We start from the raw sequence: 12,869 nt of genomic DNA on the forward strand, positions 1-12,869 counted from the left end.
TGCCATGAAGAAACGACAAGTGCTCCAATGGGGCTTCACCGTGCTGGGGGCCGCCATGGCCGCGAGCTTGATGACAGCCTGTGCCCCGGCCAAGACCGAGTTCAAGTCGGTCGACATCACGGGCGCCGAATACGCGCGCGACTTCAAGCTGCCCGACCAGAATGGTCAGGTGCGCACGATGGCCGATTTCAAAGGCAAGGCCGTGGTGGTCTTTTTTGGCTACACCCAATGCCCCGATGTCTGCCCCACCACCATGTCAGAGCTGGCCGAGGTCAAGCGCCAACTGGGGGCCGATGGGGAGCGCCTGCAAGCCGTCTTCGTGACCGTTGACCCAGCGCGCGACACCGCTGAACTGCTCAAGGCCTACATGGGCAACTTTGATCCGACTTTCATTGCACTGCGGCCCGAAACGCCCGAGCAACTGGCGGCGCTCGCCAAAGACTTCAAGATTTACTACAAGAAGGTCGAGGGCAAGACTGAATCCAGCTACACCATGGACCATTCGGCTGGCAGCTACATCTACGATCCGCAGGGTCGACTGCGCTTGTTTGCGCGCTACGGGTCGGGCCCGCAGGCCCTGTTGTCCGACCTTCAGGCCTTGCTGCGCGCCTCCTGATCTGCTGGGCCCCGTGGTGATGCGAGGCTTCGCGGGGCGGGCCTCAATCGGCCTGGATGCGCTGCTTCTGGATCACCTCGCCCATGCTGCGGGTGTCCGCCTTGATCCGGTTGGCCAGGCCTTCGGCCGAAGTGCCGGCCACCTGCCAGCCCATCTGGAACAGTTTCTCGCGCACTTCGGGGGTGCGGGCAATCCCGCTCAACAAATCTGAAAGGTGGGCCACGATCGGCGCCGGCAGGCTGGCCGGGGCGGCCACGGCGTTCCAGATTTCCAGGTTGAATCCTGTCACACCCGACTCGGCCAGGCTGGGTACCTCGGGGGCCAGCGAGCTGCGGGTGGTCGATGTCACGCCAATGGCGCGCAGCTTGCCCGCCTTCACCTGGGCCAAAGCCAGGCCTGGCGGCAACAGGGCCAGCTGCACCTGGGAGCCCAGCATGGCGGTGATCACCTGCGGGTTGCCCGGGTAGGGCACGTGTACCGCCCCCAGGTGGGCGCGGGCCTTCAACATCTCCATGCCCAGGTGGGCCACGGTGCCCACCCCGGGTGAGCCATAGCTCCATTGTTCGCCAGCTTTGCGTGCCGCTTCCAGCACGGCCTGCGGTGTGGCGCCTGCCAGATTGGCCGGGGCAGCCAGGATCAGCGGCGCGGTGCCGATCAGGCTCACTGGCGCCAGGTCTTTGAGCGGGTCGTAATGGATCTTGGGGTTGAGCAGCCGGGCAATGGTCATATTGCCGTTGATCATCAGGCCCAGGGTGTGGCCATCGGTGGCATGGGCCACGGTCTCGGCGGCAATGTTACCCCCGGCTCCCACACGGTTTTCCACGATCACCGGCTGTCCCAACGCCTTGGACAAGGGCTCGGCCAGGGTGCGGGCCATCAGATCGGGTGACGATCCACCAGGAAAGCCCACCACGATGCGCAGCGTCTTGTGGGGCCATTGGGCTGGGGTCTGGGCCAGCAGGGGCAAGGAAAGACCGCTCAAGGTCAGGCCCAGGGCCTGGCGGCGTGAAATGGAAGTTGGCATGGCAGCGGCTCCGCGCATCGCAAATCAGTGCAAGGGCCAACAGTGTGCCCTATGAAGGCAGGCGGCCCGCCTCTGCACGGGCTCAAAAACAAAAAGCCGGACGGATCCGGCTTTGAAGAAAAAGGCGGGGCCTCTTCAGGCGAACTCGGCCAACGCTTTTTTCATCTTCTTCATGGCCGCCACTTCAATCTGGCGGATGCGTTCGGCGCTGACCTTGTACTCGGCCGCCAGCTCATGCAGGGTCATGCCGCCCGAGCCATCGTCGTTCACCTTGAGCCAGCGCTCTTCCACGATGCGGCGGCTGCGTTCGTCCAGACCGTTGAGCGCGCTGGCAATGCCGTCGCTGGCCAGCACATCGCGCTGGCGAGATTCGATCATGGCGGTTGGTTCATGGGCGGCGTCGGCCAGGTAGGCGATGGGGCCAAAAGCCTGATCAGAGTCTTCGGAGGGGCTTGGGTCCAGCAGGACATCGCCACCCGACATGCGGGTTTCCATTTCCATGACCTCTTCGCGCTTCACGTTGAGATGCTGCGCCACCACGTCAATTTCGTGTTCGCTCAGCGTGTCGCGGTGCGTGCTGCCATCGTCCATGGCATCGGCCTTGAAGCCTTGCTTCATCGAGCGCAGATTGAAGAACAGCTTGCGCTGGGCCTTGGTGGTGGCCACCTTGACCATGCGCCAGTTCTTCAGGATGTATTCGTGGATCTCAGCCTTGATCCAGTGCAGCGCGTAGCTGACCAGGCGCACGCCCTGATCCGGGTCGAAGCGTTTGACGGCCTTCATCAGGCCCACATTGCCTTCCTGGATCAGATCGCCTTGTGGGAGGCCATAGCCCAGGTACTGGCGCGACACCGACACCACCAGGCGCAGGTGCGACAGCACCAGTCGGCCAGCGGCCTCGACGTTGCTGTCGTCGCGCAGTTCACGGGCGTACTTTTGTTCTTCTTCGAGGGTGAGCATGGGCAGGCGGTTGACGGCCGAGATGTAGGCGTCAAGATTGCCCAAGGCAGGCACCATGGCCCACGGGTTGGCCGGGGTGATGGCAGTGGCTGCAGCGGTCATTGAAGTTTGGATTTTCATACCAGAAATCCTTTCCATGGCGGAATATTAGCACTCTCTGTGACTGAGTGCTAAACCGAAAGTTCCCGCCCTTTTGAGCGCCGGGGCATCCCAGGCAGATGGGGTGGGGCGCGGCCTCTTCAAGGAGGCCGTCTCGGTGGTCGAGGAACTCTTCGTGGCCTTGAAGTCGGCGCCAAGGTGTTGATCCGATGAGGCGAATCTTCGATGCGCCAGCCGCCGACCCCACATGATCGACCGCCGTCCACGGCGGAGTGCCTTTGTCTGTGTGCAGGCCTGTCGCTCATTCCTTTTTGATGGATAAAAATCCATTAAAATGGATTTATGGACATTGACACCTTTCTTGCGCAACGTGTGCGCGATCTGCGCAAGGCTCGTGGGCTCACGCTTGAGCAACTGGCGGAGCAGAGCGGTGTCAGCCGGTCCATGATTTCGTTGATTGAGCGCCAGGAGACCAGCCCCACCGCAGCGGTCCTCAACAAGCTGGCGGATGCGTTTGGCATCTCGCTGTCCTCGCTGTTTGCAGGGGGCACCCCGCCCAAGGGGGATCCCGTCTGTCGGGCGGCTGAACAGCCGGTATGGACCGACCCCGCCTCGGGCTATCTGCGTCGGCAGTTGTCACCCTCCGGGCTGGAGTCGCCGGTTGATCTGGTGGAGGTGATCTTCCCCCCGGGTGAGACCGTGGTCTTCGACAACCCGGTGCGCAAGGCCAGCGTGCAACAACAGATGTGGGTGCTCGAAGGGGACATGGCGGTGACCTTGGGCGACCAGACCTGGCAGCTTCAAAGAGGGGACTGCATGGCGATGACACTCGCGGCCCGGATCACATTCCACAACCCCAGTCTCACGGCAGCCCGCTACCTGCTGGTCCTGACCACGGCGACAGAGCCCCCTCGGAGCTTGGTATGACAGCCCATCGATTTGTTCAATGCACGCACGCCGCCCATGCGCAGCCCATTCTTGACATCTTCAACGAAGCCATCCTGAACTCCACCGCCTTGTATGACTACAAGCCACGCATGCTTGAAAGCATGGCGACGTGGTTCTCGAACAAGGACAAAGGGCGTTTTCCAGTCATCGGAATCGAGGATGAAGCCGGGAAACTGCTGGCCTTTGGCAGCTACGGCACCTTCAGAGCGTGGCCCGCCTACAAGTACACGGTGGAACATTCAGTCTATGTGCACCAGGACCACCGAGGGCAAGGGCTTGGCGCCAAGGTGATGCGTGCGTTGATCGAAGAGGCCAGAAAGCAGGGTGTGCATGCACTCATCGGGGCCATCGACGCATCCAACTCGGGAAGCATCGCCTTGCATGCCCGCCTGGGGTTCAAACACGTCGGCACCTTGCCTGAGGTGGGCTTCAAGTTTGGCCGATGGCTTGACCTGGCGTTTTACCAATTGACGCTGGACACGCCGCTGAGCCCTGTCGACGATTGAGGGGCCGCCGGCCTGCGACGGGGCACGGTCATGATCGTGTCAACTCGGATGCCGTGGGACACCGAAGCTGAGCCTGGCCTGAGGCCGACCTCAGTCGGGTCGTCCGAATGGGGGGGGAGCAATTTGGTGTTGCCTTGCTGGTTAAATTGATATCGGACGCGTTGAGAAATCATGGCCCCGATGAGGTGATGGATTCAGTTCAATACCCAGCTGAAATGAGGTATTCAATTGCTTGAGGGGCGTCGGTTGGATTGATCAGATAATCTCACTTATCGATTTTTTTGACGCCTGTGGCTTGGTTTTAATAAATCAAAACTGTGGTGCAGACGGATTTGACCTGTCGCTCAAATCGCTGCGGCGCCTCAGGCTTCAGGTCGCCTCGCCAGTAGATCAGACAGCCCTCGAAGACCCGCCTGCAAGAGGTCCCGGTCTCTCACACCCCCCAAAGAAATCCGGATGGCATTCACTGATCCGCTGTCCATGGCGAAGGCCTGCGCCGGCGTGACCGCGATGCCCTCGCTGTTGGCCGCACGCGCAAGCTCAGAGGGGGGCCAGTGCGCAGGCAACTCAAGCCAGGCATGCAGACCGTCCCCGGTGCCTTGGTACCGACCCGCCAAAATATCCCGGGCCATCCAGTGGCGCCGGCGTGCCTCCTTGCGGACGCCTTCCATCAATCCGGCCGCCGAACCGTCAAGAATCCACTGGGTGGCCAGTGCGGCCGACAGAGGTGAGGCCATCAGCGCAAATGACTTCAGCGCGGCCAGAAAACGTTCGCGCTCGTGCGGGGCGCGTATCAGCACGAAGGCGACGCGCAAGCCGGGCGTGAGGCATTTGGACAGCGTTGAGATGTAGCTCACCTGATCGGGGGCATGGGTGGCCACAGGCGGCGGCGGGGCATCGGCCAGGAGCCAGTAGGGGTCATCTTCGATGATCCGCACATCGCAGCGCCTGGCGATGCGGGCAATCTCCTGGCGTCGACGCGCTGACAGCGTCACGGCGGTTGGGTTGTGCAGGGTGGGGTTGAGGTAGAGCAGCCGGGGCTGGTGCCGGCGGCAGGCCTCCTCAAGCCGCTCAGGCACCATGCCGTGCCGGTCTGCGCCCACCGTGATGAGTTGACGGCCGAATTGGCTTGCTGCGGCCCGCAGGCCGGGGTAGCCCATGGGCTCTGCCAGGATGACATCGCCAGGCTTTGTCAGCGCAAGGATCAAGGCGGCGATGGCCGCTTGCGCCCCCGGACAGACCAGCACCTGCCGAGAATCCACGGGCCCCAACATCGGTTTCAGCCATTGGGCGCCAGCCTGGCGGTCAAAGTCGCTTCCACCGGCCAAGTGGTAGCTCATCAACAATTCACCGTCCATCCCCCTCAGCACTTGCGACAAGCCTTGTTTCAGCAGGTCGTCAAAATCCACGCCATCCGGTGGGGGAGGGGTGTTCATGCTCAGGTCGAGGCGGGCGGTCAGCTCGACCTTCGGGGCTGCAACATAGCTGCCTCTGGCGCCACGGCCCTCCAGCAGTTGGCGGCGTCGGGCCTCGTCGTAGGCGCGGGTGATCGTCGTCAGGTCGACGCCGAGCTGGGCTGCCAACTGGCGTTGTGGCGGCAGGCGGTCACCGGGCTTCAGCGATCCTGCGACCACGGCCGCCTGCAAGGCATCTGCAATCTGCAAGAAGCGAGGCTCGCCGAGCATGACCAGTCGCGGCAACCAACTGGGCAAATTGGGGTCGTGTGGGGCATTCATACTGGGACAATTTGTCTCAATGTATGGAAATTGTTTTTAAGTAGTATGCCTGCATGGCTTATGGCAATCTCATTGTTTTTAAATGATGTCTGAATGTCATTATCCGGATATCAGGCAGATGTCCCGGTTGATGATGGGAAATGCCGAGGTGATATTTTTGAACTGAAATGGCGAGGGGTGCCGACGGCATTCCGCGCCATCGAGGCTCTCAATGAAGAGTTGGAATATAGAAAATGATGGATTGGGTCCCCGTAGTCTTCGTGACTTTCAAAGTGATCGTGCTTGGCATCGGCATGTTTTTCGCCATCAAGTGGCATTACGACCAAGAGAAAAAGAAGAAGGAGACGCGTGTGCTGCTGCGCGCCAGCGGCAAGGTGGCCGCGGTCTTTGTGCTGTCACTGCTGGGGCTGGGCTTCGTCACTTTCGACCTGGCCGGCATGCTGGGGCTGGACCTGTCCTGGCCATGAGGGTCGAGAACCGCGGCTCACTGCCCGGTGCTGCCGCGGCCATTCCCGTCCAAGCCGGCTGTGCGTGAAGGGCATCCACTGGTTCTGTCCCCGCCAGACTTGGACAAACTTGTGGACAAGCCGTGTCCTGAGCGTTGAATGGGGTGCTAAGTGCTTGATTTGAAAGGGTTGTCCTTGCGCTGCCTGTTTTTTGAGCAGGCCATGCACCAACCCATCAGCGGGGCGACTTCAGGATGTCGCGGTACATGGGCGCCAGAATGGCCAGCAGCCGGTTCTGGGTCCGGAACGGCACCCCTTGTTCGTCCATGGCGAGTTGCAGGTCTTCGACCAGGGCGTTGAAGTGCGCCATGGTCAGGGCCAGTTCCTCGTGCGCGTCCTTCATCGAGTTGCCTTCGTAATGGCAGGGGCCGCCCGTCAGTTCGCACAGCTGATCCGTGATCTGCTCCTGCAAGCCTTTGAGCTTGATGCCCTTGAACTTGTCGGCAATGCGCGGGTTGGCTGCCGAGCGTTTGAGCATGCCGGCCACCACGGCGTCGATGCCGGCGCGCTCACCCAGTGCACGGTACAACGCGGCATCGGCCGGGCGGGCGGGCACATAGTGGTCAGGGTCTGCGCTGGCCGAAGCGGTGGCCACCAGCATCAAGGTGGCCATGGCAAGGGGCAGAAGTCGGTGGGGCATGAGCTTGTCCTGAAGGCTGTAGGGGGCGCTCAGTAACTGACCTGGCCTGACAGGTACCAGCCCCGCTGGCGCCGTTGTTCGGTCACGCCGGGCACGATGCGGCCCAGGTCCACATAAGCCGCGGTCAGTGAGACATGGCGCTGGGGCGCCCAGGCCACGAACAGGTCTTTCCAGTCGTCCTGGCGCAAGGCGTTGCCCAGGCCGGCGGCGCGCCCCACGGCCTCCAGGTTGTTGGGCATGAAGCGGTACTCCGCGCCCACGGCCAGGTCTTTGCGCAGCAGGTAGGCCACGCTCAGCTCGGGGTTCAGGCTCGCGCCGTGGCGCCCCGGCGCGGCAGCGCCGAAGCCCAGCAGCCCACCCTGGTTGGCCTGGGTGTAGCGCAAGGTGGCATTGAGCAGCAGGCCCTGGGCCAGCCACAGCTTGGTGGCCGAGACATACACATCGGTGCCCGAATTGCGCACGCCCAGAAAGTTGAACACCGGCTGCAGCGAGCCCGCCTGGGTGTGCTTGTACTGCAGGCCCACCGCCAATTGAGGCATCAGGGTGTCGCTGTCCAGGATCGCATCGCCGCCCAGTCGCAGTTTGGCCCCCAGCACATCCATCTTCAGGTGCGGGCCGGGCTGCACGTCAAAGCCCAGCGCGTTCAGTGCCGTGGCCGGCCCGGCCGAGAGATCCTGCTGTCCCACGCTCAGCTCGATCTGATTGCGCAGGTTCAAGGTCAGGCCATAGGTCTTCAGCCCGTAGTCGCGGGTGGCCAACTGGTTGAGGTTGGCGCTCAGCCCGATTTCACCATCGGTGGCCTGGGTGCCCATCACAGCCCAGGGCACGATGCCACCACCGGCCGCCCCCTCGACGGTCGAAACACCGCCCGTCAACAGCAGCTTGCCGCTGTCTGCCCGGGCCTCGCCCTGCAGCCCCAGGCCCAGCAGCAAGGTCGCCAACAGCCCGGCAGCGGCTTTCAGACGAGCGCAGCGTTTTGGCATGGTGATCGCGTGGGGCTCAGGGCAGGGCCGAGGGGTTGGAGAAATAGGCTTTGGAGTAGGTCTTGAACTGACCACCATCGGTGGTGATGTTGGTCTGGGTGACTTCGCCCGGGCTGAACACCACGCCCACCCCCCCGGCCGCGACCAGTTCGTTGGGGTGGCTCAGGAAGTAGCGCACGCGGTTGTCACGCCAGGGGCTTTGCTTGCTGGCCGTGGCAGCGGGCACCCCCAGGGGGGTTTGCCACCACAGCAGGGGCCGCCCCAGGCCCTGGAAGAAACTGTTGGCGGTGGCAAAGTGTTCGGTGAAGGTGGGCGAGGTGGTGTTGGTCTCATCCCAGTACCAGTTGCTGCCGCTGCGCACACAACTGCCCACACTGGATTGCGCCTCGAAACAGCCCGCGTCGCGGTCCAGCGTCTGCATGACCACGAAGTCGGCCTGGCCGGCCCCCAGCTTTTGCATGTAGCTCACTTCGGTGGACAGCAGGTCGCCAAACAGCGAGGGCGGGAAACCCACATAGGCCTGGGGTGCATATTGGCGCGCGGTCTGGATCAGGCAGGCGGCCATGCCGGCCACAGTGTTGGGCAGGGTGGCACAGTCGGGGTTGGTGTTGACGTAGACGAACATCTGCGTGGGGTCGGCGTTCACCCGGTGCGTGTAACCCCAGAAGTCGGGCTCGAAATTGACCAGGGCCGGCTTGCCATAGGTGGCCAGTTGCTGAAACAGCAGACGCGTGTTGTCCCAGTAGTCCTTCATGAAGCTGGTGTCGGTCAAGCCAGTCAACACCCCATCGCCGCGGGTGGCCATCTGGTAGAGGGTGAACATGGGCACGGCCCCCAACTGGTCGGCGCGCTGCGCCACCAACTGCACGTAGGCGCCTGAGGGGCTGTTCCAGCTCGGCCAGGCGCTGGCGCCGGCCCCCACCAGGTACTGGTCGTAGATGTCGGGGGTGAGCGTCTGCGACTGGATGGGGGCGACGTCGGTCGAGCCCAAGCCCACCAACAGGCGCTGGCTGCGCCCCAGGGCTTTGGCCAGCACCCCGGGCCGTTGGGCCAGGGCGGCTTGCTGGATCAGCGTGTGGCCATCGGTGGTGGCGCTGCCCGACCCACTGCCTGATCCACTGCCTGAACTATCGGACCCGCCCGAGCTGCCGGAACTGCCCGATCCGGTGCTGGTGCTGGACGATCCCCCGCCGCCGCCACCACCACAGCTGGCAACGAAGACGATGGCTGCAAGCGCCATCAGGCGAAGGGCATGGCTGGGTCGGTGTGTAGGCAAAAACATGCCCATCAGTCTACTGAAAGCAACCGGTCATGGGCATGACAAGCCCCTTTTCTGTCATGAGTCGGTGCATGCCCGCCGGATGCTGCTGCGTCACAATCCCGGGTCTGTTCTGGAGCCTGACCATGTCCACGCCGCCGGCCAATCCACTGCCCTCCCCCATCGAAGCCTCTTCGGTGACCCTGTGGTGTGTCACCACCACCGTGGGGCAGGCCACCGATGCCGACGCGCTCGCCAAACAGGTCTTGGCGCAGCGCCTGGCCGCCTGCGTCCAGGTGGAACCCCTGCAGTCGCACTACCGCTGGCAGGGCCAGACCCTGGCCGAGCCGGAATGGCGCCTCACGCTCAAGACAACCGCAGCGGCCGGCCCGGCCTTGCTGGCGTGGTTGAAGCATCACCATCCCTACGACTTGCCCCAACTGTGCTGGGCCCCCTGGCAGGCCTCGGCCGACTACGCCCAATGGGTGCGTGACAACGTGAACCCCTGAGAGGGCAGGGCGGTTTCGCCCGACACGCTCACCTGAAATGAAAAAGGCCCGCCGATGGGCGGGCCTCGTGGCCAGTGGGGGGCCGGGCCTCAGGACAGCAGGGCCTGGGCAAACTCGCGGGCGTTGAAAGTCTCCAGGTCTTCCAGCTTCTCGCCCACGCCGATGAAGTACACCGGCACCGGGCGCTCCTGGGCGATGGCGGCCAGCACGCCCCCCTTGGCGGTGCCGTCGAGCTTGGTCACGATCAGCCCGGTCAGCTTCAGCGCGTCGTCAAACGAGCGCACCTGGGCCAGGGCGTTCTGGCCGGTGTTGCCGTCGATCACCAGCAGCACCTCGTGCGGCGCGGTGGCGTCGGCCTTGTTCACCACGCGGCGGATTTTCTTGAGCTCCTCCATCAGGTGCAACTGGGTGGGCAGGCGTCCGGCCGTGTCCACCAGCACCACGTCCTTGCCACGGGCCTTGCCCGCGGTGACCGCGTCGAAGCTCACGGCCGCCGGGTCACCGCCCTCCTGGCTGACGATCTCGACCGTGTTTCGATCGGCCCACACGCCCAGCTGTTCGCGGGCGGCGGCACGGAAGGTGTCGGCCGCAGCCAGCAGCACCGCAGCCCCTTCGTTGGCCAGGTGCTTGGTCAGCTTGCCGATCGAGGTGGTCTTGCCCGCGCCATTGACGCCGGCCACCATGATCACGGTGGGCGTGAACTCACCGATCACCAGTTGCTTTTCAAGCGGGCGCAGCAGATCGGTGATGGCGTCGGCCAGCAAGGCCTTCACCGCGGCCGGGTCGGTGGTCTTGCTTTCCTTCACGCGGCGCTTGAGATCGGTCAGCAGGTGCTCGGTGGCCTTGACGCCGGTGTCGGCCATCAGCAGCGCGGTTTCGAGCTCTTCGTACAGGGCGTCGTCGATCTGCGTGCCGGTGAACACCGTGGCCAAGGTCGAGCCGGTCTTGCGCAGGCCAGCCTTCAGCTTGTCCAGCCAGCCTTGCCGCGCTGGCGCAGGGACTGGCACCGCCACAGGGGCAACGGCAACGGGCGCCGCGGCGGGTACCGGTGTCCTCACAGCCGGGATCGGCGCCGGTGCCGGTGCTGGTGCAACAACTGGAGCAGGTGTAACAACTGGAGCAGGTGCAACGGGTGCAGGTGCAACTGGAGCAGGTGCAACTGGAGCAGGTGCCGCAACGGGCGCCGGGGCGTCGACCTGCGGTGCGGCCGGGGTCGACGGCGCAGAGGCCAGCGCAGAAGCCGGCGCAGATACGGGCGGTGCGGCTGGAGGTGTTGCTGGAGCTGTTGCTGGAGCTGTTGCTGGAGGTGCGGCGGGCACCGCGATGGCCTGTGGCTCGGCAGGGGGCTCAGCCGGTGCGGCTGGCTTGCCGCCGAAGGCATTGCGCAGCCAGCTCAGGCCGCCTCCGTTGGTGCTTGTCGGGGCCGGCGGGGCTGCGGGCGCAGAGGTTTCAGACACGGCAGCGGGCGCGGGCGCCGAAACGGCCGGCGCGCTGGCGGGTTCTGCCGGGGCAGGAGCAGGGGATTTTTTCTTGAAAAAGCTGAACATTGCGGGGTTCTTAGAATCCCATCATTCTATGAAACGCACACCCACCCTTCTGGCCGCATTGATCTGCGCCCTGGCGGCCCCTGTTCTGGCGCAGTCCACACAGGCTGCGGCCCCGCCTCAGGCCCCGCTTTCCGCGGCCACCCCAACGTCCGTTCCAGCGCCGGTCCCATTGGCCAACGGGGTGCACCAGTACACCCTGGCCAACGGCATGACGCTGATCGTCAAGCCTGACCACCGCGCACCCACCGTGGCCCACATGGTGTGGGTGCGGGTGGGGTCGATGGACGAGGTCGACGGCACCAGTGGTGTGGCTCATGCCCTGGAGCACATGATGTTCAAGGGCACGCCCAGCCTGCCGCCCGGCGAATTCTCACGGCGCGTGGCTGCCCTGGGGGGGCGCGAGAACGCCTTCACCACGCGGGACTACACGGGCTACTACCAGCAGATCCCGGCTGCCCGCCTGGAAGACGTGATGAAGCTCGAAGCCGACCGCTTTGCCCACAACCAGTGGGCCGACGATGAGTTCAAGCGCGAGATCGAAGTCATCAAGGAAGAGCGCCGCATGCGCACCGATGACAACCCGCGGGCTCGTCTCTATGAGGCCTTGAATGCCGCGGCTTTTGTGGCCTCGCCCTACCACCGTCCGGTGGTCGGCTGGATGAGCGATCTGGACGCCATGACACCCGATGACGCCCGCAGTTTCTGGCGCACCTGGTACACCCCCACCAATGCTGCGGTGGTGATTGCGGGCGACATCGAGCCCGAGCAGGCGCTGGCGCTGGCCAAGCGCCATTACGAGCCCATTGCCGCCCACGCCCTGCCCCTGCGCAAGCCGCGCATCGAGCCCGAGCAACTGGGGCTGCGCCGCTTCGACTTCAAGGCCCCGGCCGAGCAGGCCTACGTGGCGCTGGCCTTCAAGGTGCCCAAGCTCGAATCCCCCGATCAAACCACCTCCTCGGATGACGACGTGCTGGCGCTGACCGTGCTGGCTGCGGTGCTCGACGGCTATCCGGGGGCCCGTCTGGAGCGGGGCCTGACCCAGGGCGAACGCCGCGTGGCCGACAGTGCAGGGGCTTACAACGGCCTCATGGGCCGGGGCCCGCAGGTGTTTGTGCTCGATGGCGTGCCCGCGGCTGGCCAGACCCCTGAAGCCGTCGAGGCGGCCTTGCGTGCCCAGGTGCGCCTGGTCGCCGAGCAGGGCGTCAGTGAGGCCGAGTTGCGCCGAGTCAAAGCCCAATGGGTGGCCAGCGAGGTCTACAAGCTCGATTCAGTGTTCAACCAGGCCAATGAACTGGGGCGCTACTGGGTGCAGGGCCAGCCTCTGGATGCCGGCGAGCGCCTGATCCAGCGCCTGCGCGGGGTCACGGCTGCCCAGGTGCAGTCGGTGGCTGCGCGTTACTTTGGCGATGACCAACTGACTGTGGGCGTGCTGCGGCCTCAGCCCCTGGACCCGCAGCGTCCACGCAAGGCCGCGCCCGCCGGGCGCCATGGCTCCTGATCGTCGGGCTGCCCTGCCGATGTCTGCCGCTCTTTTTTC

General features: G+C 64.4%; 14 protein-coding genes. 7 read left to right on the forward strand and 7 right to left on the reverse strand.

Annotated features, from left to right (window positions below; all coding sequences use genetic code 11):
- Window positions 1–4 precede the first annotated feature (4 nt).
- Window positions 5–616, forward strand: a complete 612-nt coding sequence (locus tag AC07PT_RS12005; RefSeq protein ID WP_492348262.1) for an SCO family protein — start codon at window positions 5–7, stop codon at window positions 614–616.
- A gap of 43 nt (window positions 617–659) precedes the next feature.
- On the opposite strand, the gene AC07PT_RS12010 is transcribed toward AC07PT_RS12005, so the two are convergent.
- The gene (locus AC07PT_RS12010; protein ID WP_494656772.1) at window positions 660–1,640 is read right to left on the reverse strand and encodes a Bug family tripartite tricarboxylate transporter substrate binding protein; all 981 of its coding nucleotides are present in this window, start codon (window positions 1,638–1,640) and stop codon (window positions 660–662) included.
- Window positions 1,641–1,775: 135 nt separating this feature from the next.
- A complete protein-coding gene (gene rpoH, locus AC07PT_RS12015; RefSeq protein ID WP_492348264.1) occupies window positions 1,776–2,720 on the reverse strand; it encodes an RNA polymerase sigma factor RpoH in 945 nt (314 codons plus the stop codon).
- 321 nt (window positions 2,721–3,041) lie between these two features.
- Here rpoH and AC07PT_RS12020 point away from each other — a divergent pair, with 321 nt between their 5' ends.
- Both AC07PT_RS12020 and AC07PT_RS12025 read left to right on the forward strand, forming a co-directional pair.
- Entirely contained in the window at window positions 3,042–3,626 is a 585-nt protein-coding gene (locus AC07PT_RS12020) for a helix-turn-helix domain-containing protein (RefSeq protein WP_492348265.1), read from the forward strand.
- Complete coding sequence (locus tag AC07PT_RS12025; protein ID WP_494656773.1) at window positions 3,623–4,153, forward strand: GNAT family N-acetyltransferase; 531 nt, start codon at window positions 3,623–3,625, stop codon at window positions 4,151–4,153. Before AC07PT_RS12020 ends, AC07PT_RS12025 begins: the two co-directional genes overlap by 4 nt.
- Window positions 4,154–4,515: 362 nt before the next feature.
- On the opposite strand, the gene AC07PT_RS12030 is transcribed toward AC07PT_RS12025, so the two are convergent.
- Window positions 4,516–5,889, reverse strand: a complete 1,374-nt coding sequence (locus AC07PT_RS12030; RefSeq protein ID WP_494656774.1) for an aminotransferase-like domain-containing protein — start codon at window positions 5,887–5,889, stop codon at window positions 4,516–4,518.
- Between the two features lie 93 nt (window positions 5,890–5,982).
- Between AC07PT_RS12030 and AC07PT_RS12035 the strand changes: the two genes are divergently transcribed.
- Together AC07PT_RS12035 and AC07PT_RS12040 are read left to right on the forward strand one after the other, a co-directional pair.
- On the forward strand, window positions 5,983–6,126 hold the full coding sequence (locus AC07PT_RS12035) for a hypothetical protein (RefSeq protein WP_494656775.1): 144 nt from the start codon (window positions 5,983–5,985) through the stop codon (window positions 6,124–6,126).
- Window positions 6,123–6,356, forward strand: coding sequence for a hypothetical protein (locus AC07PT_RS12040; protein WP_492348269.1), 234 nt, complete (start codon window positions 6,123–6,125; stop codon window positions 6,354–6,356). The genes AC07PT_RS12035 and AC07PT_RS12040 overlap by 4 nt, the downstream gene beginning before the upstream one ends.
- A gap of 214 nt (window positions 6,357–6,570) precedes the next feature.
- On the opposite strand, the gene AC07PT_RS12045 is transcribed toward AC07PT_RS12040, so the two are convergent.
- Genes AC07PT_RS12045 through AC07PT_RS12055 form a run of 3 tightly spaced genes read right to left on the reverse strand, consistent with a single transcriptional unit; the run spans window position 6,571 to window position 9,300 of the window.
- Entirely contained in the window at window positions 6,571–7,035 is a 465-nt protein-coding gene (locus tag AC07PT_RS12045; protein ID WP_494656776.1) for a group I truncated hemoglobin, read from the reverse strand.
- Between the two features lie 29 nt (window positions 7,036–7,064).
- Window positions 7,065–8,024 (reverse strand): DUF3034 family protein, encoded by a 960-nt coding sequence (locus tag AC07PT_RS12050; protein WP_492348432.1) that lies wholly within the window; start codon window positions 8,022–8,024, stop codon window positions 7,065–7,067.
- 10 nt (window positions 8,025–8,034) lie between these two features.
- Window positions 8,035–9,300, reverse strand: a complete 1,266-nt coding sequence (locus AC07PT_RS12055; RefSeq protein WP_494656777.1) for a hypothetical protein — start codon at window positions 9,298–9,300, stop codon at window positions 8,035–8,037.
- Window positions 9,301–9,422: 122 nt separating this feature from the next.
- Here AC07PT_RS12055 and cutA point away from each other — a divergent pair, with 122 nt between their 5' ends.
- Complete coding sequence (cutA, locus tag AC07PT_RS12060) at window positions 9,423–9,785, forward strand: divalent-cation tolerance protein CutA (protein ID WP_494656778.1); 363 nt, start codon at window positions 9,423–9,425, stop codon at window positions 9,783–9,785.
- Between the two features lie 89 nt (window positions 9,786–9,874).
- Here cutA and ftsY read toward each other — a convergent pair whose 3' ends face one another.
- Entirely contained in the window at window positions 9,875–11,173 is a 1,299-nt protein-coding gene (ftsY, locus tag AC07PT_RS12065; protein ID WP_494656887.1) for a signal recognition particle-docking protein FtsY, read from the reverse strand.
- A gap of 187 nt (window positions 11,174–11,360) precedes the next feature.
- On the opposite strand from ftsY, the gene AC07PT_RS12070 reads away from it, so the two are divergent.
- Entirely contained in the window at window positions 11,361–12,830 is a 1,470-nt protein-coding gene (locus AC07PT_RS12070) for a M16 family metallopeptidase (protein ID WP_492348274.1), read from the forward strand.
- Window positions 12,831–12,869: the final 39 nt, after the last annotated feature.

The sequence above is a fragment of the Curvibacter sp. GW821-FHT09D12 genome, from assembly GCF_059416245.1.